The following is a 23,356-nucleotide window of genomic DNA, read 5'->3' on the forward strand; positions in this document are numbered from 1 at the left end:
CATCGGTCTCACGGCGGCCGTCGATACATTCGTCTTCATAGATCGGAACGTACCGTACTATCTTTGGCCGAGATATATAAAAATGGAGGGTCGATGCGGTCAACCCCCGTCGGATCGACGACTCCCGACGGGTTCTTCCCTCATACTGCCGGCTGTACGTCGTTCACAATTCTCGTCGCCCCGGGGGTGTGAGAATCTTCACATAGTTACAGCCGGCAGTATCAGTTCACCGGAAACTATAACACTCACCTCCTACAATCCGTGTGATAATGCGACTCGAGATTCACGATCGTGATCGCTCCGTGGCTGTCTCGACGGGGTGTTTCGATCTTATTTGGCTCGAGTCGTACGGTTTCGTCGGAACCCGATGTCGTGAAAGCGGTGCGTCGAAGCGCTGCGGATCGGCTCGGCAAACGGATCGTCCCGTACTTGCTGGCCCCGAACGTCATCGTGGAACCGACCCGGTTACGACCGACGACGTACCGTCGAGACACGCGGCTCACGCACACGTTACCAGCTAACAGATATTAACAGATATGTACGAAGACTTCGCATCCACGCTCGCAGCGACGATGTGGGCGGATTTCGACGACACGCCCGCTCGAGACGGCCCCACGGCCGAAATAACCGATATCGACTCGTTCGTGATCGACGGGAACTTCCCGTGGACCATCGTCACGCTCGAGACCGACCGAGGAGTGATGGGAATCGGCGAAGCGTATCCCTCGCCGGGCGTTCACGAGATCATCACCGACTACCTTCGGCCGGTTCTCGTCGGTGAAAACCCGCTCGACGTCGAGCGCCTCTACAACCTCATGCGCGAGAGCCTCTCCGGCCGCGGTTCCCAGTGGGGAGTCGGAACGATCGCGATAAGCGGCGTCGAAATCGCGCTCTGGGACGCCGCCGGAAAGCTCCTCGATCAGCCCATCTATCAGTTACTGGGCGGCAAACTTCGCGAAGACGTTCGAGTCTACGCGGACTGTCACGCCGGCGAAGGAATGGTTTCTTCGGCGGAAGACGGACAGGAAGATGATGTCTACCAGCCGGAGGCATACGCCCAGGGAGCACGAAGCGCCGTTGACGACGGATTCGACATCATCAAGTTCGATCTCGACGTTCCGTCCGGTCGCGACATCGATACGCTCTCGAGACACTTCGATCCACAGGAGATCGAACACAAGCGCTCGGTCGTCGAGGCAGTAACCGACGAGGTCGGCGATGAAGCGGAAGTCGCCGTCGACCTCCACTGGAACTTTAGCCCCGAAACGGCGGAGAAACTCTGTCGCGCGATCGAACCCTACGACCTGGCGTGGGTCGAGGATCCCCTTCCGCCAGAAAACACCGACGCGATGCGGGAACTCAAACGAAGCGTCGATGTGACCCTTCTGACTGGCGAGAACCGATACGGCCGGCACGGATTCCGCGACATGATCGAAACGCAGGCGGTCGACTTTCTGGCCCCGGACGTTCCGAAAACCGGCGGTATCGCCGAAACGAAGAAAATCGCCGAGATGGCCGAAACGTACTATCAAGCGCTTATGCCACACAACATCGGCAGCCCCGTCGCGACCGTCGCGACCGCCCACGTGGGGGCGACTGTCCCGAACTTCGTGGCACTCGAGTACCACGCTCGAGAGGTGCCGTGGTGGGATGACCTCGTGATCAACGACGAACCGCTGATCCAGGACGGCCGACTCGAGGTGCCGGACGAACCGGGCCTCGGTATCGAACTCGACTGGGACGCCGTCGAAACGCACCGCAAACGGCCGTCCTGACGAGACGACTCGCTTATTCTGATTCCGATTGCTTTCGTACATTGTTTTGTAAGCCATCGGCACGCACGTGCTTGCATGCCACGGTGTGGCCACCGAAAGCGTGTATATGGTTGTTGAGGAGCACAAAACCTAATGCACCGTTGTTCGTACTTGGCGGTACGATGGTCGAAATCGATTATATGGCGCATCAGGAGCAGTACGACCCAGCACAACTGTTAACATACAGCGATCTGGCGACAGACGCCGGATACGAAACCGTCTGGACCTCGGATCACTTCCACCCGTGGTTCCACACGGACGCCGAGTCCGGCGACGCGTGGTCGTGGCTCGGAGCCGCCACCCAGCGACTCGACGGGCCGATCGGAACTTGTGTGACGCCGGCGACGGGACACTACCATCCCGGTGAAATCGCTCAAGCGTTCGCAACGCTTCAACTCCTCCACGACGACCGAGTGATACTCGGACTCTCGACTGGCGAGGCGATGAACGAAACGCCGTTGGGGTTCGACTGGCCCAAGTATCCCGAGCGACGGAATCGACTCGAAGAGTCTTTGCAGATCATCCGCGCGCTGTGGGAAGACCGAGAGTGGCTCGAGGACGATATCCGTGAGCAGATAGACGAGGACGGGTTCGTGTCCTACGACGGCGAGCGCTTCGATCTCGATACCGCGAAACTCTACACCAAGCCCGCGGAATCGCCGGAGATTCACATCGCAGCAAACGGCCCGAGCACCGCGCGGCTCGCGGCGCGGTATGCCGACGGGTTTATTACCGTCAAAAAAGGCGAGGAATACACAGACCGGCTCTATCCCGCGATTCGCCGCTACGCGGAGGAGGAAGGCAACGACCCCGACGAGATCGAGACGACCCTGCTCGTCACCGCGTCGTACGATCCAGATTACGAGGCGGCCCTCGAGGCAACCCGACCGTGGTGGGCAACGACCCAGAACGTCTTCGACCGAGCGATCGCCGATCCGCGAGCGATCGAAGCGGAAGGCGAGAACGCGACCCGCGAACAGATCGAAGCCAAATTTCTGATCGCCGACGATCCGTCGTCGATCGCGGGCCAACTCGAGGAGTACGCCGAGATGGGATTCGACCGTATCGCCGTCGCGAACACGAGTCCGGATCCAGAGCGACTATTCGAGGTAATGCGTGACGACGTGATACCGTCGCTGTGAGACAGTCGGCATGTCGTTTCTGCTCGGCGAAGTTTCACGCCGTGGCTCTGTCGGCCTGTATCAGATAATTGACCGTCTCGCTGAACGACCGTACCAAGTATTATAGGCTCTGGTTGCTACAGTGACAGTGTAATGGCTCTCGATACAATCCTCGTTGCATTGGGACAAGACGACGACCACGAATCGTTACTTGATACTGCCCTCGAGACCGCCGGTCCGTCGGACGCGACGGTTGTCCTTGGAGTCGGACACCCCGAAGACGATTACGAGGCCGTATTGGATGACTTCGAGGGTGACGCGACGCCGGACGAACTCGCGGCACGTTCGGCAACGATTCGGTCGATAACGGACCGCCTTGCTGACGCTGGGATCGAATACGAGATTCGCGGTGGCGTCGGCGATACCGGCGAGACGTTCGTCTCCATCGCCGATGCCGTCGGCGCTGATCTCCTGTACATTCATGGCCAAGCCCGCAGCCCAACCGGCAAGGCTCTGTTCGGCGATACGGCACAGTCGGTGTTGTTGAACGCGCCGTGTCCCGTTACGTTCGTCCGTCAGTGATAACCGCCTCAAACGATGTGAACGCCTTCGTCGGTCGGTAGCGGATCAGACAACTCGTTGCTGGTGTCACCTCTCACTCGGAACGCCGAGGGCGAATATTTATGATTCACCGTGATAATTGCTCGATAGAGACGATGCCTAGACTTACTGGTGGCGAGATTATCGCCGAGTACCTCGAGAAAGAGGGTGTAGAGTATCTGGTCGGCATCCCCGGCCACGGAAGCACGAACCTCCTCGACGCGTTTAACGATTCTGCCGTCGACGTTATTCAACCGCGACACGAAGAGGGTGCGACGCACCTCGCGGACGGCTACGCGCGAGCGAGTGGTGACCCACTCGCTGTGTTCACCTCGATCGGGCCCGGGGCGACAAATACGGTGACCGGTGTCGCGACGGCCTACGTCGACTCGATTCCGATGGTGGTCTTTACAGGCGCGCCCCAGACCCACGAGTACGGACAGGGAATTCTCCAGGAGATCGAGCGCCAGAAACCCGGCGACTTCCCGAGCGTGATGGAGCCGGTGACCAAACGGAGCTTCGTCGTCGACGACGTCGAGCATCTGCCTCGAGTCCTCCGACGCGCGTTCCAGATCGCGACGACGGGCCGGCCTGGCCCGGTCCACGTCGACGTACCGATGGACGTCCAGGGCGGGGCCGCTGATGTCGAGATCCCGGAGCCGGCGGAGACGCGGACTCACAGCCGGCCCGGCGGCGATCCCGAGTCCGTCGACGAAGCCGCCGACCTGCTGGCGGAGGCCGACCGGCCAGTCATCGTCCCCGGCGGCGGCTGTATGCTCGGCGAGGCCTGGGACGAGGTACAGGACCTCGCAGAGCACCTTCAAGCGCCCGTTATCCCGACGTTTCAGGCCAAGGGGATTATCCCCGAAGATCACGACCTGTTCGTCGGCTACGCGGGTTGGATCGGGTCGACGGCGGGCAACGAACTCGCGAGCACCGCCGACGTGGTGCTCGCGATCGGTTGTCGGTTTACCGACATGCACACCTCCTCGTTCGAGGACGGCGTGAGCTTCGACATCCCGCCAAGCAAGCTCATCCACGTCGACATCGACAACGAGGAGATCGGAAAAAACTACCCAGTCGAAGTCGGCATCCTCGGCGATTCGAAGGTCGTCACCCGACAGCTCCACGAAGCGGTCGCCGACCGCGTCGACCCCGTCGGCACGGAAGACAACGAATATTACGACGAGATGCAGGAACTGTGGGCCGAATGGCAGGACATCGTCGAGGACCAACAAACCGACGAGGTCCCGATGAGCATCTCGCGGGCGCTCGTCAGCCTCCGCGAGGCGCTCGAGCGAGACGGCATCGTCGTCTCGAGTGCTGGCCAACCCCAGGAGGTAACGAACCCGCAGTTCCCGGTCTACGAACCGCGAACGAACATCTCCTGTGGCGGGTTCTCCACGATGGGCTTTGGTGTCTCGGCCGCTATCGGAGCGAAGCTTGCACGCCCGGACAGACAGGTGGTCGACGTGGAAGGCGACGGGAGTTTCCTGATGTGTAACCAGGAGGTCGATTGTGCGGTCGAACACGACGTCGACGTCACCTGGCTCGTCGTGAATAACGACGGCTGGAAATCGATTCGCAATTTGCAGGTGGACAAGTACGGCTGGGACCGCGTCCTGAACACGCCGTTCGAAGAGGGAACCGACTTCGTGAAGATGGCCGAATCGTTCGGCGTCGAGTTCGCCGAACGCGTCGTCAAACCGGAAAAACTCACCGAGACCCTCGAGGATGCACTCGCCCACGACGGCCCTGCACTCGTCGAAGCCGTCGTCGAGCCGGATAACGAAGATTCCGGTGCGATCGTGACCGGGAAGTGGGATCTGGCGAATCTCGAGAAAGAGCACTAACGCCCCCTACGATCGATCCGTCTCGACATCCGGGCCGATTCGTTCGCGATACCGTTTCCGTACCGATTCTCGCTTTCTGATGGCGTTTTTCGCTCCGAGTTCGTTCTGTCGTTCCGGTATTGTTATGCTCCACGCGCGTAAAGGTCGCGTCATGAAATCACTTGTAGTGGATGCCGAGTGGGATCCGCGACCCGACTACGATGTTACCGAGGCCGAGCGAGAATCGAGGAAAGCGATGAACGCCTCGCAGGTGTGGCGCGATCCCGAACTGCGTGTGACCGAACGGGAACGACCCGTCCCGGAAGCCGACGAGGTGCTCGTCCGCGTCCGATACGCCGGAATTTGTGGCAGCGATACGTCGATGATCGAGACGGACGACGACGGGTACGTCCACTACTCTGCTTACCTTCGTCTGCCGAACGTCGCCGGCCACGAGTTCGCCGGGGAAGTCGTCGAGACCGGTTCCGACACCCGGCTGTTCGAGGAAGGCGACCTCGTTACGGCGGAGGTAACGGATTACTGCGGTCGCTGTCACATGTGTCGACAGGGGTTTCACGGCCACTGCGAGTACTTCGAACAACTCGGCTTTACGATTCCGGGGGCGTTCTCGGAGTACGTCGCCGTCCCCGAAAAGATCCTCTGGGATGTCTCGTCGCTCCGAGAAGCCTACGGCGACGACGATGAGGTACTCAAGGCCGCCACGACTATCGAACCCTCGACGATCAGCTATTACGGACTCTTCGGGCGCGCCGACGGCATTATGCCCGGGGATTACCACGTCTACCACGGTGTCGGCCCCATCGGCCTCACCGGGATGAACGTCTCGAGGGCCGCGGGTGCGGGGAAAGTTATCGCGTTCGAACCGTCGGACGAACGTCGGGAAATCGCTCGCGGACTCGGGTTCGAACACGTCTATAATCCGATCGCTCGAGATCCAATTGAGGTGGTCGAGGCGGTGACCGACGGTGAGGGTGCCGATGTGCACGTCGAAACCTCGGGTGCCGTTTTACAGACGTACCCGGTGATTCAGGAAACGCTCGCAGAGCGTGCGAACGTCGTCCACATTAGTAACGCTGGCTCGGATCCGGAGATGGCGCTTCGCGAACTGCAGGGCAACAGCGCGCAAGTATACGGGTCGGAGGGCCACACCGGCCAGCAGGTCTTCCCGCGAGTAATTCGGCTCATGGCAGCCGGGAGACTCGACAACCTTCCGATCGTCACCTCGACGTTCGACCTCCCAAACGCCGACGAGGCGATCAATCGGGCGGCAGAGCGTGTCGACGGGAAAGTCCTTATCGAAGTCTAAACAGCGTGGGTCGGCGGCTATGTCTATCTATCTATCTAAACAACGAAAACGCCGTCTCGTTTTACGGCCCGACGAGGACCTGGACGTGTTCGGTCTCAGGATCGAGCACCGGTTCGATTCCTCCTCGACAAGATTTTCGAGCGAAATACGACCGGTTACGAACGGTTCTATGTCGATCGTTCCCCCGCGACGCGTGGCTATTCGTCGTGGTGGCTATCTAGTAGAAACTTTTTAGTCGCTATCCCACCCTATCGATTTCATGAAGGTTGGAATTATCGGCTGCGGAACGATCGCGCAGATCATGCACATCCCGAACCTCCTCGAGGTGCCGGACGCGGAACTTACGGCGATGTGTGATCCCGCTGAGAACGTCACCGAGGAGCTCGGAGAACGGTACAACGTCGGGTCCGAACACCGCTATTCTGATCCCGAAACCATGATCACTGATCTCGAGTCCGAACTCGACGCGGTCGTTGTCACCACGCCGATGCAGACCCACGCCGACGTGGTCGAGCGCTCGCTCGCCGCCGGATTGGACACGCTGGTCGAGAAGCCACTGGCGGTCACGCCGTCGGACGCCGATCGACTGGTCGAAGCTGCCGAGCAAAGCGACGCGACGGCAATGGTCGCGTACAACCGCCGGTTCGAGCTGGGGTACGAGCGGTTAGCGGACGAACTCGAGGACGTCGAACAGATCGATAGCATCACGGCCTATGCCGTGGACGCGGACTTCTCGAAGTCACTGCCGGACATCTACGATACAATCGCGCCCGAACTCGACGAGGAATTTATCGAACGAAGCTCCGATCGCCGGATAGAGCAGTGCAAACAGGCGATCGGAACCGATGACGAGGACCTCGCAGCCGCGTACGACTTCCAGCTCGAGCACGTCTGCCACGACGTCAACGCACTTTGCGGCCTGTTCGGCGATGTCGAGTCGATCGATCACGTCGACTTCGTCCGCGACGGCTACTACGGCACCGCTCACCTCGTGTTCGAGGGTGGCGAACGGTGTATCCTACAGACGGGCGATTCCGAGCGCCACTGGCACGAGCAGTTCCTGCGCGTCGACGCGCCCGACCGGACGCTCCGCCTCGAGTTTGACCACCCGTTCGTCAAGTACAACTCGGCGACGCTCTCCGTTCGCAAGGGTACCGACGAGACGGTCGAGTGCCAGTACAGCCCGACTCGCGAAGAGAGCTTCAAACGTGAGCTCGAGGCGTTCATGGCGTGTGCTCGCGACGAACAAGCGGTCCGCACGTCTTTTGCCCAAGCGCGCGACGACGTCGAACTGATCGCGTCGTTGTTCGGGTAACCGACCAACTGTCACTCGATCTCGCCGACGATTGGCTTGATCGATCGCAGATCCACTGATACTTCTGGAACTCAGTGCCGCACTCGCCTTGCTCGCATCGGTGTTTTCCGGCCTGCAGGCCGTATCGGTCGAGTACGGCTTGAAAAACGGCCCCGAAGCCGACGAAACATCTTCGGCTCCCAGCGGCGATCAATTCGATCGTCGTCAGCGTTGCCGTCTTTTGGGTATTGCTCGGCGTTCGCGGCGTTGCAGTCGACGATCTCGTCGGTCGGGGACTACTGCCGTTTGCGATCGCTGGGCTCGCAAATCCGGCGGCGTTTCGACTGCTCTACTTTCGCGGAATCGATCGTGTTGGGGGTTCGAGTCGCGGCTGCCGTCGTCGTCGCGAATCCAGCGATTGCCGCGGTATTGGCCGTACCGGTCTCGGAGAGTCATTCACTGTCGTCCCGGGCGTGGGAATCGTCTGTATCGTTGCTGGCGGTATCATCCTGCAGGTATCACGAACGTCGGATGGTGCGTCGGATGACCTCATCGTCGCCGAATTCGACGTTTTACGGCGCCATTCGTCGCGGCACAGCTCGATCGACGGGAACGAACTCGCGAGTTCGCCGATGTGGTGTTCGCGATTGGCTGTGAGTTTATCGGGACACCCCCTCGTTCAACGACGGGAGTAGTACCGACGTTCCGGCAGTGTTTCGTATCGGTTTGCTCGTTCCGCGAGTTGTTGCTGTTAACTCGACTGGTCGAACTCGATCGCAACTGTTCACTGTCTCTCCCACACCAACGATCTGACTTTGGTTACAGCACTTTCCAGTAGCAAAATATCTGACAAGTCCGGAACTGTATACACCGATAATTTTATACACTAAGCTTACTATTGTGTCAATGTATGACACGAGACACACCTGTACGGGATAGTAGTGGGGGCCTCGTCGATCGTCGATCAGTCCTCGCGTCGAGTGGCGCAACGATTACGGCCCTTTCGCTCGCTGGGTGTTTGGGGGACGAATCGGAGGAAGGAACTGCAGAGAGTATCAGCGTCGCGGCGGTCGAAGGTGAGGGGAGTTGGTTTGATACCCTTGCCGACGAATACCTCGAGGACGAAACGGGTATCGAGATCAATGTGGAGTTGCTCCCCTTCGATGGCCTCTTCGAACAGCTCGTTAGCGTTCTCGATAATCGAGGAGACGAGTTCGATGTCGTATTCATGGACGATCCGTGGTTCCCACGAATGGCGAACCATCTCGAACCTCTCGAGCAATGGCTTCCTGAAGGACTTCCTGATGAACTCATCCAATCGACCGTCGACATCGCTACCTGGCCGACGCCGAACGAGGCTGTCCCTCCAGGTGCTGATGAATTAGAGCAAGAAGTACGAGGAACCGTCGCGGTCGGTAACGCACAGTTGTTCGCATACAATACGGATCACTTTGACGAAGTCGGTGAAGATCCACCAGAGACGTGGGACGATGTGCTCGAGGCGGGTCAAGCGATCGACAGCGAACTTGACGATACAGCAGGGTTTGTGTTACGTGGGGAGAGAGGAAATCCGATCAACGCGAGTTTCTACGCGGTCGGCGGATCGATGGCTGGACGGATGTTCGACGACGACTGGAGCTACAATTGGAGCAGCACAGAAGGCAGAGACGCAATCGATCTCTTCGCGAACGAACTCGCCGATATCAGTCCCGAGGGCGTGACTGCCTACGACAGTGACGAAGTAATTACGGCGATCGGTTCCGGTGAAGCCGCACAGGGACTTGTCTGGCCTGGCGCAGCTTCTGACATGTTGGACGGAACTTCGGAGGGAGACAACATCGAGTTCACAGTAATTCCCGAAGGGACACAGTACGCACCGACGCAGGGTAACTGGATCGCGAGTATTAACACCTACACTGGCGATCCACAAAAGCGGGCTGCGGGCGAAGTCCTTCAGGAATTCATATCACGCGAGGCTCAGGAGCTCTACGTCGAAGACGGCGGTGTCCCGTTCCGTCACGACATCTTCGAGGAATACATCGATCACGAGCCCTGGATGGAAGCACTTTATAACAGCTTGCCAGAAGCACTACCGCGACCGCGGACGACGGAGTGGAACGAGATCGAAGAAGATCACGGAATCATACTGAATAACGTCCTTACCGACGACATGACGGTTGATGAAGCGGTCGAACAGGCCGAAGAAGATCTAGAAGACATTCTAGACCGCGCCGGATACTATGCATAAATAGCACACATGGATCCTGATACAATACCGCTCGATCGCACCCGTTCTCTCCTTCAACTTAGAGGTGTCTGGCACCGATGAGCGAAGGGACGAATACGCTTTCTGAAAACCCAATCCACGCCAGCGAATCTGAGGGGTCCCGCAAAGAACGCCTTGCCCTCTGGGCCGACGAGCATCTTGCAAAGCTACTGGTTATCCCAACACTGGTGCTTCTGTTTTCGATGACGTTCTATCCGATGATACGGGCGATAGAGATGTCAATGTACCAGTATACGGCGGGACAGCGTATTGGGTTTGTCGGGTTGGATAACTACGTCAACCTCTTCTATGATAGCACTTGGCGTAACTCGCTGATGGTTACGGCTTGGTACGTCTTTCTCTCGGTGACGGTACAGTTTGTCGTCGGATTTGTGATTGCAGTTCTGTTGAACCGAAAACTGAAATTTAGAGGACTAATTCAGACGCTAATCCTCATTCCGATGATCTTGGCACCGACGGTCATCGCACTCGTTTGGCGATTGCTTTATGCGCCCGGAGGATTGCTTGATTACATCTTCTATCCCATTGTCGGTGGAAATGTGGGCTGGATTAGCGATTCCAGCATCGCACTGTACTCGCTTATCCTCACCGAGGTGTGGCAGTGGACGCCCTTGGTCGTGTTGGTGATGCTTGCGGGACTTCAGTCAGTTCCGGACCACCTCAAAGAAGCCGCGGTGATGGATGGTGCCTCCCGGTTGCGCATTTTCTGGGACATCACGCTGCCCCACATGAAGTCGTTGATCGTGTTGATCCTCATTATCCGAGTGATCGACTCGATCCGCGTCTTCGATAAAGTCTACATACTCACTCGAGGAGGACCTGGCGAATCGACGAACGTCGTGAGTATGGAGATGTATCGAGCGGCTTTCGAGTTTACTAACTGGGGCGCCGCTGCCTCGATGGCGATAAGCTTGCTGCTCATCGTGCTCTTGATCGCGATAACCTTTGTGAAGATCGCGGAGGTGAAGTTCTAACAATGGCAACGAAACCAGAAACCGATACGCCTGTGTTTGAAACGCCAGGTCGATTCGAAAAGTTGTACAACGAATACGCGGGAACGAAGTGGTCCAGAGTAGCGATATACGGTGGACTGTCCATGTATTTGCTTTGGACGCTGTTTCCGGTCTACTGGATGGTCACTGGATCGCTGAAGACCCGTGAAGGGCTATTGACCTTCCCGCCACAGTGGATTCCACTGCAGATGGAAATCTCCAACTATGTGGTTTTGTTCACCCAGCGGCCGGAGTTCTGGCGGTTCATCCTCAACAGTATGATCGTGACGATTGCGACGACGATCATTGCAACCTTCCTTGGAGCGTGTGCTGCGTACGGATTCGTGGCGTTCGATTGGCCGTACGATCTTGACTTTCACTTACCCTTCTATATTCTCTCGACACGGTTCATGCCGCCGATCGTCGTTGCGATTCCGATCTACGTCATCTTCCGAGATATCGCTCTTGTGAATACGCTACCGGGACTGATCTTGTTGTACGTCATGTTCAACGTCCCGTTCGTCGTCTGGATGATGAAAGGGTTCTTCGATGAAATACCCGATAGTCTCGTCGAATCGGCGATGATCGATGGCCACACACATCTCGGGGCCTTCTTTAAGATCGTCCTTCCGTTAGCGAAGCCAGGTCTGTTTGCTTCAGGCATCTTCGCGATGATCATTACCTGGAACGAGCTCCTGTTCGCGCTGATCATCACGCACAGTGCAGATGCGGCAACTCTCCCGGTCGGCCTATCCTCGCTGATCACCCAGTACACGATCCAGTGGGAACTGATCAGCGTCGCCGGGACGATCGCGATGATCCCGGTGTTGATCTTCGCGTTCATCGTTCGAGACGAACTGGTTCGCGGATTCAGTATGGGGGTTGACGGATGAGAGCGAATTCGTGGCGCTTTGTGGACGACAGCATTACAAGTATGGGTTACGATTACGCGACTAACACAGGTGAATACGCATGGTCAAAGTAGAATACGACTCAGTCGAAAAACGATACGGAGATACAATAGCAGTCGAAGACGCAGAGGTAACGGTTGAAGACGGTGAGTTTGCGGTCTTGCTTGGCCCCTCCGGATGCGGAAAAACGACAACGTTGCGATGTCTGGCTGGGCTAACGAAACCGACCGATGGAAATATATTCGTCGATGGAACGGATATCACCGATGTCCATCCGAAAAACAGGAATATCGCGATGGTGTTCCAGAATTTCGCACTGTATCCACACATGACGGTCGGCGAAAATATTGGCTATCCATTAAAAATCGCCGGCGTTTCGAAAGAGGAACGAGATCGACGGGTTGAGGAGACTGCCGATATCTTGCAAATCTCGGAACTCATCGACAGAAGCGTCGGCGAACTTAGCGGCGGACAGCGACAACGCGTTGCCCTCGGACGAGCGATCGTCCGTGAACCGGCGGTTTTCCTGATGGATGAGCCACTCGCAAACCTCGATGCCAAGCTGAAGATGGGCATGCGAACGCGAATTAAACGGCTCCAGCGAGAACTCGACGTGACAACGCTTTATGTCACACACGATCAGGAAGAAGCGATGTCGCTTGGTGACAAACTGATCGTGATGGACAAAGGGAACGTCCAGCAGGTCGGAACTGGCGACGAAATTTACCACCAGCCGGTGAACCGATTCGTCGCTGGCTTCATTGGAAGTCCTGCGATGAACTTTCTCGAAGTCGAGAAAGATGGTGCCGTTGTTCGTCCGTTGATAGACGGCGCTGAGTTCGAGTTCGAACTCGACGACGACATCGCATCGGCTTACGGAACGGACGGGACGTTCACACTCGGTATTCGTCCCGAACACGTAGCGGTCCGTACGACGGAAAACCCACGTTGCATTCCAGGGACGGTCGAAGTCACGGAACCACTCGGCAACGAACAACACATCGACATCACCTTCGGTGATCTGAGTTCCGAGGACCTGCAGTTTACCGTTACTGCGTCCGGCTCGCTCTCGGTCGAACGTGGAGACACCGTGTGGCTCGAGTTTGAACAAGAGCACTTGCATGCGTTTGAACAGAGCTCCGGCGAACGAATCGAAACTGAGGAGATTGTTCAGTCGAAACCGAATGTCCCTGACTCGTAACTGACGCCCACTATTTTAGTGTGCTTTTCGAGAACGACGCCGTGGTTTTATTGATCAAATGAGACGACGGTCTTGATGACCGCCGCATCGTTTTCGATCGCCTGATCGATCTCTTGGGGTTCGTAGATGCCCGTAACGAGTTTGTCGAGCACATCTTCGGGTGTTTCAGTGAGCCACTCGACTGCGCTTTGAAAGTGGCGTTTCCGGGAGTTAATGATACCGAGGAGTGCCTTGTTGCTGACTACGAGTTCCGAGTGGAACTCGCCACCGTCGATCTCTACCTCCAACGAGCTGGGGATTCCTTGTAGCGCTGCGACACCGTTCGGGCCGAGGGCTTTCACAACGTCGATCGCGTGCTTTGGGTACCCCGTCGCTTCGAAAATGAAATCCGCTGGTTCGTGTTGGGCAGCGAACTCACTCAATGGGGTTTCTCTCGAGTCGACGTACGTCCCGCCGATCCCTTTGATGAAGTCGATTGTCGGGTCGGGCCGGTCACGACGGCCCAAACAGTAGATGTCGTCGAACGCGTCTTCGGACGCTAACCGAGCGAGCACGGTAAGGCCTAAATTTCCGTTCCCGAGCACGAGTGCACTCGAGGGCTGCCAATCGAATCCTGAGCGGGCCGCATACGTTTGATCGAGGGCCTTTTCGGCAATGCTTGCTGGCTCGACGAAGAAACCGTATTCGGCACGCGATTCGGGCACCGAAACCAGATACTCCGGTTGACTGGTGAAGTATTCGACCATGTACCCGTGTGCGCCGAGGATGCCTCGCTCGTGGAAGGTCCCTGGCGGAGCCATATCGAGTTCGCCCCGTTCGGCGTACTTCGAGTGGCCGTCAACGGGCCGTCGAACCATCGGTGCTACGACGTCACCTTCGGCTAGCTCGGTTCCGTTCGGGTCCTCTACGATACCGACTGCCTCGTGTCCGATTACGAGATGATCTTCACCGTCGGGTGGCTCGCCGATTTCGCCGGCGATGATCCGTCTATCCGAGCCGTCGATTCCGACAGCGAGCGTTCGGACGAGTGCCTCGTTATCTGCTGGGATGGGCTTTTCCTTCTCTATAACATGCGGTTCTGTCTCTCCTCGTGGAAGTGCGATCCCCTTCATACCAACCAATTTAGCCTTCGCCGCTTCCACGTTTAGTTTTTCCGGGGGCGCTGTCTTGGCTCGTGCCTATCGAACAGGTATGTGTTGACTTGGTTACGAACCGTTCGCTCGGATGCGTAGTCCGGTGTACTAGCAGCCCGAGATTCGACGAATTCTTCACAACGCTATCGTGTATCAGACAGCAGTGCTTGGTAGCGACAGACCCGGAACAATGCTCGGCAAACAAGTCTGACGGCAACCACAGACGGACCTTTGTGCCCTTTCTGACGGTAGTGCTGGGAGTAGAACCCAGGTGGGAGACAGCTTCGATGACCCGCCAGCCGCACGCGACGAAACACTCGAGGAACTCCTCGACGCTGAACCGCTTGATGCTCTCGTAACCGCAACGACTCGAGATGCTCTTCGAGCGACGACAGTTACGGAGGCGGCGTCCGAATCGGCACGGACTGACGGGCCGATCGCTGTTGCTCTTTCGTAACTGCGTCTCTTTGCTGGGTAGTAGCCGAGAGAATCGTGTCGGCCACCGGGCGAACTTTAGTTCCGGTCAGTGAGCGCTTCCATGAAGTCGTAGTTTTCTTTCGCGTGGATAAGCGGTGATTCACTTTGATTTTCGATTTCGACCGTGATGTGATCATCGTAGCCGATCTGTTCTAATTCTCGGCATATGGTCTCGAAGTCCAGAACACCTCGACCAAGGTCTGTAAACGAACGGAAGTAATTTATCGTGTTATCGAGATGGTGGGACTCCGAAGAGAGCGCGGCGACGTGGTTGTCGAAGTTTGCTGGCGGATCGACATCCTTGAAATGGACGTACTCGATGTCGTCTGCAAAACGCTCGATTCCATCCGTCACGCTGGCGTACGGATAGTAGTGGGCTGTATCGAATAAGAGTTTGAAATTGTCGGGGCTGGTCTCCAACCAGAATTCGATTTCGTCGGGTTGTTCAATCGCGGTCGCCCCGTGATGGTGGATGAGTGGCCTGACACCAGCATCCGCCGCGGCCCTTCCGATCCTGTCTAACCAGTTCGAAAGCGTTTCCTGGTCTTCGCGATGTCGCTCGGGCGGGAGAAATCCATAGAACGGGACGTCGAGATCGCTCACGAGTTGGGCACCGTCACAGATGCGTTCGACAGCCGCCTCATCGACCGGCCATTCTGCCATCACACAGTAGAGTTCAAGTTCGTATTCCTCGAGCCATTCTTCGAGGGCAGTGGCTCCCGCGTGTCGAACTTTTTCGAGCCCGATCTCGACGCCGTCGTACTGACAGGCGCTGATATCGCTGAGCCCGGTCCGTACTGTTTCCTGATCGTACAGTATGGTCGTGTATCCGATTCCCATATATCCGAATTGGGACTGTATTACAAATAGATTGGGGTTGTTCCCTACTCTCGTGGTGTTATATCCGTTTAGCAGGTCAAGAGCGACGACGTCGAAGGAATCGTCAATTCCCGCGTAGTCGTTACTCCCACTCCATCCATTCTGGATCTTCACACCGCTTTCGACGCTCGAGTGCGTCGATCTGTTCGATATCTTCGTCGTCTAGATCGAGTTCGAGTGCGGCTCTGTTGGCTCGAATGTGTGCCGGCGTTTGCGACCGTGGGATCGGGACAACTCTCTCTTTGGAGAGCAACCACGCTAGCGTGACGGCTGCCTCGTCGGTCTCGTGTTTGTCCGCAATCGCCGAAATCTCGGGGAGATCGAAGACTTCTCCCTGTGCGATCGGTGAGTAGGCCACGAAATATGCGTCCCGTTCAGAGACGGCGTCTCGAAGCGTCTCCTGTGGCAACAACGGATGCATTTCGGCCTGCAGTGCGTACAGTGGAACCTCGAGGAGGTCGTCGGCTTTCTCGAGGTCGGATGGCGTGTAGTTGCTGACGCCGACTCGGTCGACGACCCCCGCTTCGACGAGGTCGTTGAAGACCGGCAGTACCGTTTCGATATCGGCTTGCTGTTGTGGCCAGTGATGATAGAGCAGATCGATCGTGTCGAAGCCGAGTCGTGAGAGGCTATCCGCAACTCCGGACCGGACGTATTCGGGATCCGGATCCGGCTCTTCGAAGTGGGCGATTTTTGTCGCAACGAACAACTCCTCTCTGTCGACGTTCGCGCGGTCGATGGCGTCCCCTACTTCTTGTTCGTTCCCGTACAACCGAGCGGTATCGAGGTGACGGTACCCCGATTCGATCGCAGTGACGAGTGAGTCGATACCGTCTTCGTCTGTGAGACTGTACGTTCCGAACCCGAGGCTGTAAGATTCTCGATCAAGCACAAGCGTTCCAATTCGCGGAAGAATCTTATAGCTTCTTATCGCAACTGTCTTCTTCGGGCCTGAGGGCCATGTCGAACTAACGACACCTCCACACCGAGCCGACCGCACTGTCGGTGGCGTCGGAACGAAGCCACTGCATCGCGTTCGTAAATCGCAAACAGATATGTTCTCCTTAGTATACACGTTTCCTGAACGATCCTCGCGATGTCCGGTTTCTCCGAATGAATACTGCAGTATTGATCTCGCGACGTTCAGGTCGGCCAATACGACGATTTGGGACGTGCGAACGAGACCCGATCATCGAATCATTCGGCGAACTCGAGTGGAGTGATAAAACGGCTTTGTTCCGCCTCAAATCCGTTGAATGCGCCAAGACACGTCGTTCAATTTCACCTGTCGCTGTGATCTGGGTGGGTCCGAACCGAATCAGATTTACCTCGTCGTTCGTGACCTTCAAACGCTAGCGACGATTCGTCGAGCGCTCGCCAACGGTTTGCGGACTCCCTTGAGGGACGCCAGGGATGCTCTACGATTCTGGCAATTGTTTACATGTGTATGTGTGTAATCAGATATCGAATCGAGCCGGAACGCTTGCTCGAGGGGTGTTTCATCGCACCGGTGGTGACCGATAGCCGGTTGCAAAAGCGTAGTAAATTCGCATCTGTATTTTGTTTTACTAGCAATACTATGTGGCTCTTCGTCTCGATCCAGACTCTCTTCGAATCGAGAGAGTTCAGAATGGGTGCTAAATAATGTAGTACCTGGATAAAAGAGTAATATAACCAAAAAATTTTCTTTTGGTATTTGAATAATAGTATATTTGGAAGTGAAGCTAATTGCACTAATTCTAGACACTCTCGAGAAGTAACGTTATACAGTTATAGAATTGATTAAACTGTACAATATCGACTGCTATTTATCGATCTCTTTATCGGGTATTTTCGACTAGCCTCGTTTTTGTGCGATCGCCCCACCTAATCTTCGTCGCGTCCGCCACCCGCGTGCTCACACTCGTTCGTTCGGTTTCGCGTGCTCGAGATCAAACCGGGTCACCGAGCCGCCTCGAGAACGTCCTCGAGACCCTCCCGCTCGAACCGTCGTGGATTTCCGACGAGCAGGCGCTGGATCTCTTCGGTTTTTTCGGCCAACCGAGGAACGTCCTCGCTGTCGACGCCGAGCTCGGAGAGACCGGACGGAATGCCGATATCGGCGGCAAGCGACTCGACGGCGATCGCCGCTCGTTCGCCGACGTACCGATCGTCGACCCCCGTGAGATCCTCACCGAGGAGTTCGCCAATGCGGACATAGCGATCGACTGCTGTCGACGAGTTGTATCGAATCACTTCGGGCAACAGAACCGCGACGGTGACGCCGTGTGGCGTGTGATTCTCGCCGGCAACGGGATACGCCATCGCATGGGTCGCTCCCAGTCCGGCGTTGGTAAACGCGATTCCGGCGAGGAGACTTCCGAGCGACATATCACGCCTTGCCTCCACGTCGGAGCCGTTGTTGACCGCCCGCTGTAAGCTACCGGCGATGAGTTCGATCGCGCGCTCTGCGTACATGTCGGTCAACTCCGTTCGACCGCCGTAATCGGGCCGGTCACCGGCCCGGTCAGGAGCCGGTTTCGTGTCGAAGCGTCGGGTCGTGTAGGCTTCGATAGCGTGCGTGAGCGCGTCCATTCCAGACGACGCCGTGATCGCGGGGGGAAGCGTCACCGTGAGCAACGGGTCGACGATCGCGAGGTCGGGAAACAGGTGCCGACTCGAGATCCCGACTTTGAGCTCTCTTTCGGGTAGCGAGACGACTGCGGCAGGGGAACTCTCGGAACCGGTTCCGGCGGTAGTCGGAATGCCGACGACCCGCACGTCGGAGTCCGGAACTGCTTCGCCGCCGCCGACTGGCGGCGCGACGTACTCGAGGACCTCCCGATCCGAGTCGGCGAGGGCCCCGGTAACTTTCGCGACGTCGAGGGAGCTTCCGCCCCCGATTCCGACGACCGCGTCCGGGTCGTGCTCGCCAGCGGTCGCGATCGCGGATTCATAGACGGCGATACCGGGATCGGGCTCGACACCGTCGAAGATCGAGACGTCGATCCGTTCGGGGACGGACTCGAGGGTCGTCTCGACGGTTCCCGTTTCCCGCAGTTGGTCGTCGGTTACAACGAGAACACTCTCGATGTCGCGGTCGGCGAGTTCGTCTCCGAGCTCCTCGCTTGCGCCGGTGCCGAATTTGATCCGGTCCGCAGTCGCGAAGTCCCAGACGGTTTCGGGATCGTGCATTCGTAATTAGCATCGAGATCTCAGAACGTAATTATGTTTCTACAATCATGATAAACTCGCGTTGCATTTTCAACCGAGCGGAGAGGGCCTCGAGCAAATTAGAACTGTTTTCCCATACTAGCGCCGAATTACAGTTGGATATGTCAGCTAGTAATTGGTGAGCTCGTGGACTGTTCAGTGAAAAAGACAGCTACCGGTCTCGTTCGGTGATTCACGGCCGATTCAGTGAAGGTGGATTCCCACTGGACAACCCTGGACCGTCGTCCCCCGATTATTTTCTGAACAACGGTTGCAAGTCAGTTTTCCGTTCCTGCGGGTCGTGTTCTAACGGTCTCGCGTCTTCACGCGCACTCGCGAGGTAAATCGCGCTATTGAGCAAGCCGATGTGACTGAACATCTGCGGGAAGTTTCCGAGCAGTTCGCCCGGTTTCGGATCGTTCCGTCCTGATCGACGAGCACGTATCGATCGTCGTTTTCGATAATACGATATTCGCTGATCGGTCGATATCCCATAGTATAGCCTTCGTTCGTGATCTTACTTCGCGAGGCTAGATGATCAACACATGACAGTACTGAAAGTTGTACAGTGACCATCGGACAGTCCTGTGACAGTCCAACGGACTGAGATATGACTGATCCCAGAAACCGCAACGGCAAGGAGACGAGTTCCAGCCATCTCGGTCGATGTTCGCCGCCAGTTATCGCACCGTTTCGAGCGCGTATGCAGCGTCGAGGACGGTCGAGTCGTCGAACCGCGAGCCGACCAGCATAAGTCCGACGGGAAGCCCGTCGACCTGCCCCGCGGGAACGCTCACCGCCGGATGTCCGGTCCGATTGAACGGCGAGTTGTTCCCGGGAATCTCGAGTTCTCGAATGCGTTCGAACTCGTCCATATCTGGGTCGCACTCGGGTGCGGTTACGTTCACCGTCGGCATGGCGAGGACGTCGTACTCCTCGAGTGCCTTGTCGTAGCGCTCGGCCAGGTCCACCATGAGGTTCATCCCGGCCGCGTAGAACCGGGAGTGATATCGTTCGGCCGTGTACGCGCCCATGAGCAGCGCTAGCTTGAACATCGCCGGAAAATCGTCGCTCTGGGCCTGTCGGAACTTACCGAACGATTCGACCCAGGACGTGTTGTACCACGCTTTCCAGCTGTGGCCCACCCCCTGACCGCTCATCGCGGCGACGAGCCCTTCGTTCATACAGACAGCGTGGACCTTCGGGGCCTCTCGATGCAACGGTACTGAAACGTCTTCGACGGTTGCACCCTCGTCCTCGAGGGATGCCAGAGAATCGCGTACCTGCTCGTCGACCGCCGGGTCACCGCCCGATCTTCCGAACCCCTCCTCGAGCACGCCGATGGACAACGCAGACGCGTCGCCCTTGAGGGCCTCCTCGTACTCTTCGACGGGAACCGTACTCGGCCGCCGGAGGTGCGCATTGTTACTGCCGGCGATCGCGGAAAGCATCCGCGCGGTCGTTTCGACATCGGCGGCCATCGGCCCCGGGTAATCGATGGTATGTTCCAACCCGACACAGCCCGTGTACGGGACGAGCCCGTAGGTGGGTTTGTGCCCGACGATTCCACAAAAAGCGGCCGGTAACCGAATGCTCCCGCCCTGATCAGTGCCGATCGCGGCGTCGACCTCGCCTTCGACGACTGCGACCGCGCTTCCCCCGCTCGAGCCACCGGCCAGATAGTCATCGTCGTGCGGGTTCGTGATCGTTCCGAAGGCGCTGTGGCCCGTTTCGGTGATCGCCATGTCGTCCATGTTAGTCTTACCGACCACGTCCGCGCCGGCCTCGAGCAAGCGGGTGACGACCGTGGCGTCGACGTTAGGGACGTAGCCTTCGACGACGTTCGATCCGCAGGTCATCTCGACGCCCGCGACGCAGATGTTGTCCTTGATACCGACGTCCCACCCCTCGAGGTCGCCGTCCTCGTCGCCTTCGACGAAACAGCGAGAGACCCAGGCGTGGTGGGGGTCGTTGGTCGCTCTGGTGCCCGAATTCCGGAGACGAGGCTCCGTTCCCCTGGGTCGCGGTTCGGGATCGTACGACTGTATCGTCTCGTAGGAATCTAGCCGGTCGACGATCAGTTCCCGGAAGACCTTGAGCTCCTCGGGTCGGAGGTCGAGAAACATCGATTCGCCCAGTTTTCGAAGGTCTTTTTCGGTTGGTGGATGGATCGGCATAGTGCCCATCTCATTACGTCCCGACAAATATCTTGATTCAGCTGCAGTGACATTCGTCGTCTGATAGGGTCGGTTGTCAGTCATTTCCGGCCATTCGCCACCCCGATCTGGCGACAAACCGGTACACAGGGACAACCGACTCTATGCGGGGAAATCACGATCTGTGAAAACCCGATAATCCGGTTAGTCGCCGAGTCGTCGAGCTGTGACGGTCTCCGACAACTGCGAACGGGTGGGCGCGTTGAGGCGCTGAACGAGGGAACTACAGACGACCTGCTGTGCGACGTGAAACGCGGTTATGCTGGCGATAATCGCTCCCCCTCCAAACACTGCGCCGACCATCACTGACACGCTCAGGTTTTTCATCGAACTCGCGAAGAAAACGGAGAGGCAATCGGCGCTTCGCATTCCGCGTACGTACAATCCATACGCGGCCCCCGCGCTGAGACAGAGCGCCGCGACCGCGATACCGCCGACGAACAGGAGTTGAGAGACATCGAAAGCGAGGGCCGAACCGCCGACTCCGGCGTAAATCAGAACACCGATCGTCGTGACGGAGAAGCTATCCAACTGATCGTCGGACACGGTCCCCGCTGGGACGAGATACGCGAGGACCCCCGCACCCAGAATAATACCTGTGAGTTCGACGACCATCTCGGATACGGAGATAGTAACCGCCGAATCGGCAAAGAATGTGATAAGAGACGGAGTCACGAGAGGCGAAAGGACCATCGAGACGAGGACGATGACAGTCGCCAGTACCGTGTTCCCGCCGCTCAGACGCGTCCAGATGATCGAACTCCCGGCGGCCAGCGGTGCAGAGAGGACGATCAGGACGCCGAGTAATATCTCCCCGGAGAGAACGACGGCGGCGACGGGATACAGCGCGACCGGTACGACCAGATAGAGGCAGACGAGGGAGACGAGTACCGGTGTAGAGATATTCTGCGTGGTGATTTCTTCGAGGTTGAACCCGTAAAACGCCGTGAAGACCAACCCCGTGACGAGAATCGGGATCACTGGTTGAATCGGGGTTGCGAACCCAGGGTACGCCACACCGGCGAGGGTGGCCGTTATCACGACGAGAAGCGAACGTTGCGATCGAACGGCAGTCCAGATGCGACCTGTGTGTCGGCTAATAACGGCGAGTATTCCAAGGGATACCTATAGGCCTTTTCAAGGGAGGTCCGAACGGGAACCGGTGACACGCATCGATGAAACTACGCAGAGACGTTTCGGCGAAAATTCCTGCTGATCTCCCCGCGAGTGTACGATCGACGGTCGAGGATATGGATGTCTTCCGCTTTGGCTCCGGCTATTCAGAAATCACGGCGGTGGTTCCGCCTCCGCGGGCGTTTCGTGGTCCGCAAGCGTCAACTCGTCGGGGTCCAGCGTGTAGTACCGCTCCCAGACGGGTGCGAGGCTCACGGTTTGTACGCCCGCGATTTCGGCCTCGTGGTGGCGGTGGTGGTGTCCGACGAGACAGAGGTCCGGTTCGAGACGTTCCAGGTGATCGGTCACGTGCTCGCAACCGGGATCGTACCCGTACCAGAACAGCCCCGTCGGGGCCTCGTGAGTCAGGAAGACGTCGACGTCCTCGAGGTTCGCGGCGCGTTCGACATCCTCGCTCGTGAAGTGTCGCCGCCGATCACTCTCGAGATCGCTTCGGGGCTTCTCGTACTGCGTCGATGCGTAGTTTCCGGAGAGGCCGCCGATCCGCCGCCCGTCGAGTTCTGTGACTGTGCTCGCGAGCAGGTTCGCGTTTCGGACGGGTTCGACGTGGGCGCTTTGAACGCCATTGGATCGCTCGCCCGTCCGCAGAGCGTCGATCACGTCGAGGTCCTCGTTGTTGCCGGCGACGAACCAGGTCGCCGCGGGGAGGTCGTAGTGCTCCAGATCGCCGACGTGAAGTGCGGCGTCTGGGTCTTCGATCCGATACGGAGCCAACAGTGCCTCACGTCGGTCCGTCGTGGAAGCGTGAGCATCGCCGAGGACGAACATTGAATCGGAGTACGGGCGCGCCGGCAAAAGTCGTTAAGCTTGCTCGGTATGGGTTGTGAGCGAAGCCGGATACGAATGCCCCACTACCGCGACCCAATAACCGACACGCCTACTCTGG

Annotated in this window: 18 protein-coding genes; 11 read left to right on the forward strand and 7 right to left on the reverse strand. The window is 57.7% G+C overall.

Going from position 1 to position 23,356, the window contains the following annotated elements:
* The first annotated feature begins 536 nt into the window (after nt 1–536).
* The 10 genes from ACYQ14_RS21755 (at nt 537) to ACYQ14_RS21800 (ending at nt 13,379) form a co-directional block, all read left to right on the forward strand.
* Nucleotides 537–1,775, forward strand: a complete 1,239-nt coding sequence (locus ACYQ14_RS21755; protein WP_459891422.1) for a mandelate racemase/muconate lactonizing enzyme family protein — start codon at nt 537–539, stop codon at nt 1,773–1,775.
* A 161-nt stretch (nt 1,776–1,936) separates the two neighbouring features.
* Nucleotides 1,937–2,956, forward strand: a complete 1,020-nt coding sequence (locus tag ACYQ14_RS21760) for an LLM class flavin-dependent oxidoreductase (protein ID WP_459891424.1) — start codon at nt 1,937–1,939, stop codon at nt 2,954–2,956.
* A 132-nt stretch (nt 2,957–3,088) separates the two neighbouring features.
* The gene (locus ACYQ14_RS21765) at nt 3,089–3,517 is read left to right on the forward strand and encodes a universal stress protein (RefSeq protein ID WP_459891426.1); all 429 of its coding nucleotides are present in this window, start codon (nt 3,089–3,091) and stop codon (nt 3,515–3,517) included.
* A 134-nt stretch (nt 3,518–3,651) separates the two neighbouring features.
* Nucleotides 3,652–5,388, forward strand: a complete 1,737-nt coding sequence (locus ACYQ14_RS21770) for a thiamine pyrophosphate-binding protein (protein WP_459891427.1) — start codon at nt 3,652–3,654, stop codon at nt 5,386–5,388.
* Between the two features lie 151 nt (nt 5,389–5,539).
* Nucleotides 5,540–6,694: a scyllo-inosose 3-dehydrogenase gene (gene iolM / locus ACYQ14_RS21775; RefSeq protein ID WP_459891428.1), complete on the forward strand. Its 1,155-nt coding sequence runs from the start codon at nt 5,540–5,542 to the stop codon at nt 6,692–6,694.
* Between the two features lie 259 nt (nt 6,695–6,953).
* Nucleotides 6,954–8,009 (forward strand): Gfo/Idh/MocA family protein, encoded by a 1,056-nt coding sequence (locus tag ACYQ14_RS21780; protein WP_459891430.1) that lies wholly within the window; start codon nt 6,954–6,956, stop codon nt 8,007–8,009.
* Between the two features lie 889 nt (nt 8,010–8,898).
* Entirely contained in the window at nt 8,899–10,236 is a 1,338-nt protein-coding gene (locus tag ACYQ14_RS21785) for an extracellular solute-binding protein (protein ID WP_459891432.1), read from the forward strand.
* Nucleotides 10,237–10,313: 77 nt separating this feature from the next.
* Nucleotides 10,314–11,249: a carbohydrate ABC transporter permease gene (locus ACYQ14_RS21790; protein WP_459891435.1), complete on the forward strand. Its 936-nt coding sequence runs from the start codon at nt 10,314–10,316 to the stop codon at nt 11,247–11,249.
* 122 nt (nt 11,250–11,371) lie between these two features.
* Nucleotides 11,372–12,160, forward strand: a complete 789-nt coding sequence (locus ACYQ14_RS21795) for a carbohydrate ABC transporter permease (RefSeq protein ID WP_459891437.1) — start codon at nt 11,372–11,374, stop codon at nt 12,158–12,160.
* 79 nt (nt 12,161–12,239) lie between these two features.
* Nucleotides 12,240–13,379: an ABC transporter ATP-binding protein gene (locus ACYQ14_RS21800; RefSeq protein WP_459891439.1), complete on the forward strand. Its 1,140-nt coding sequence runs from the start codon at nt 12,240–12,242 to the stop codon at nt 13,377–13,379.
* A 47-nt stretch (nt 13,380–13,426) separates the two neighbouring features.
* On the opposite strand, the gene ACYQ14_RS21805 is transcribed toward ACYQ14_RS21800, so the two are convergent.
* A complete protein-coding gene (locus tag ACYQ14_RS21805; protein WP_459891441.1) occupies nt 13,427–14,491 on the reverse strand; it encodes a glucose 1-dehydrogenase in 1,065 nt (354 codons plus the stop codon).
* A 292-nt stretch (nt 14,492–14,783) separates the two neighbouring features.
* Here ACYQ14_RS21805 and ACYQ14_RS21810 point away from each other — a divergent pair, with 292 nt between their 5' ends.
* Complete coding sequence (locus ACYQ14_RS21810; protein WP_459891443.1) at nt 14,784–14,969, forward strand: hypothetical protein; 186 nt, start codon at nt 14,784–14,786, stop codon at nt 14,967–14,969.
* Nucleotides 14,970–15,025: 56 nt separating this feature from the next.
* Here the strand turns inward: ACYQ14_RS21810 and ACYQ14_RS21815 are convergent, their stop codons facing one another.
* The 6 genes from ACYQ14_RS21815 to ACYQ14_RS21840 all read right to left on the reverse strand — a co-directional run bounded on the left by ACYQ14_RS21815 (nt 15,026) and on the right by ACYQ14_RS21840 (nt 23,238).
* Nucleotides 15,026–15,829 (reverse strand): sugar phosphate isomerase/epimerase family protein, encoded by an 804-nt coding sequence (locus ACYQ14_RS21815; RefSeq protein ID WP_459891445.1) that lies wholly within the window; start codon nt 15,827–15,829, stop codon nt 15,026–15,028.
* Nucleotides 15,830–15,950: 121 nt separating this feature from the next.
* Entirely contained in the window at nt 15,951–16,760 is an 810-nt protein-coding gene (locus tag ACYQ14_RS21820; RefSeq protein WP_459891447.1) for an aldo/keto reductase, read from the reverse strand.
* Between the two features lie 1,049 nt (nt 16,761–17,809).
* Nucleotides 17,810–19,042 carry a hydroxyacid-oxoacid transhydrogenase gene (locus ACYQ14_RS21825; protein WP_459891449.1) on the reverse strand — a complete coding sequence of 411 codons (1,233 nt, stop codon included), beginning with the start codon at nt 19,040–19,042 and terminating at the stop codon, nt 17,810–17,812.
* 698 nt (nt 19,043–19,740) lie between these two features.
* Nucleotides 19,741–21,237, reverse strand: coding sequence for an amidase (locus tag ACYQ14_RS21830; RefSeq protein WP_459891451.1), 1,497 nt, complete (start codon nt 21,235–21,237; stop codon nt 19,741–19,743).
* 183 nt (nt 21,238–21,420) lie between these two features.
* Entirely contained in the window at nt 21,421–22,317 is an 897-nt protein-coding gene (locus ACYQ14_RS21835) for a bile acid:sodium symporter family protein (protein WP_459891453.1), read from the reverse strand.
* 246 nt (nt 22,318–22,563) lie between these two features.
* Nucleotides 22,564–23,238, reverse strand: a complete 675-nt coding sequence (locus ACYQ14_RS21840) for a metallophosphoesterase family protein (protein ID WP_459891455.1) — start codon at nt 23,236–23,238, stop codon at nt 22,564–22,566.
* Nucleotides 23,239–23,356 lie beyond the last annotated feature (118 nt).

The sequence above is a fragment of the Halostagnicola bangensis genome (assembly GCF_054653435.1).

Bases quoted from the DNA above. Each gene is read 5' to 3' on its own strand.
- ACYQ14_RS21830 (WP_459891451.1), bottom strand. From the start codon at position 21,237: ATGCCGATCCATCCACCAACCGAAAAAGACCTTCGAAAACTGGGCGAA.
- ACYQ14_RS21815 (WP_459891445.1), bottom strand. From the start codon at position 15,829: ATGGGAATCGGATACACGACCATACTGTACGATCAGGAAACAGTACGG.
- ACYQ14_RS21760 (WP_459891424.1), top strand. From the start codon at position 1,937: ATGGTCGAAATCGATTATATGGCGCATCAGGAGCAGTACGACCCAGCA.
- ACYQ14_RS21765 (WP_459891426.1), top strand. From the start codon at position 3,089: ATGGCTCTCGATACAATCCTCGTTGCATTGGGACAAGACGACGACCAC.
- ACYQ14_RS21790 (WP_459891435.1), top strand. From the start codon at position 10,314: ATGAGCGAAGGGACGAATACGCTTTCTGAAAACCCAATCCACGCCAGC.
- ACYQ14_RS21795 (WP_459891437.1), top strand. From the start codon at position 11,372: ATGTATTTGCTTTGGACGCTGTTTCCGGTCTACTGGATGGTCACTGGA.
- ACYQ14_RS21780 (WP_459891430.1), top strand. From the start codon at position 6,954: ATGAAGGTTGGAATTATCGGCTGCGGAACGATCGCGCAGATCATGCAC.
- ACYQ14_RS21800 (WP_459891439.1), top strand. From the start codon at position 12,240: ATGGTCAAAGTAGAATACGACTCAGTCGAAAAACGATACGGAGATACA.
- ACYQ14_RS21755 (WP_459891422.1), top strand. From the start codon at position 537: ATGTACGAAGACTTCGCATCCACGCTCGCAGCGACGATGTGGGCGGAT.
- ACYQ14_RS21840 (WP_459891455.1), bottom strand. From the start codon at position 23,238: ATGTTCGTCCTCGGCGATGCTCACGCTTCCACGACGGACCGACGTGAG.
- ACYQ14_RS21785 (WP_459891432.1), top strand. From the start codon at position 8,899: ATGACACGAGACACACCTGTACGGGATAGTAGTGGGGGCCTCGTCGAT.
- ACYQ14_RS21825 (WP_459891449.1), bottom strand. From the start codon at position 19,042: ATGCACGATCCCGAAACCGTCTGGGACTTCGCGACTGCGGACCGGATC.
- ACYQ14_RS21770 (WP_459891427.1), top strand. From the start codon at position 3,652: ATGCCTAGACTTACTGGTGGCGAGATTATCGCCGAGTACCTCGAGAAA.
- iolM (WP_459891428.1), top strand. From the start codon at position 5,540: ATGAAATCACTTGTAGTGGATGCCGAGTGGGATCCGCGACCCGACTAC.
- ACYQ14_RS21805 (WP_459891441.1), bottom strand. From the start codon at position 14,491: ATGAAGGGGATCGCACTTCCACGAGGAGAGACAGAACCGCATGTTATA.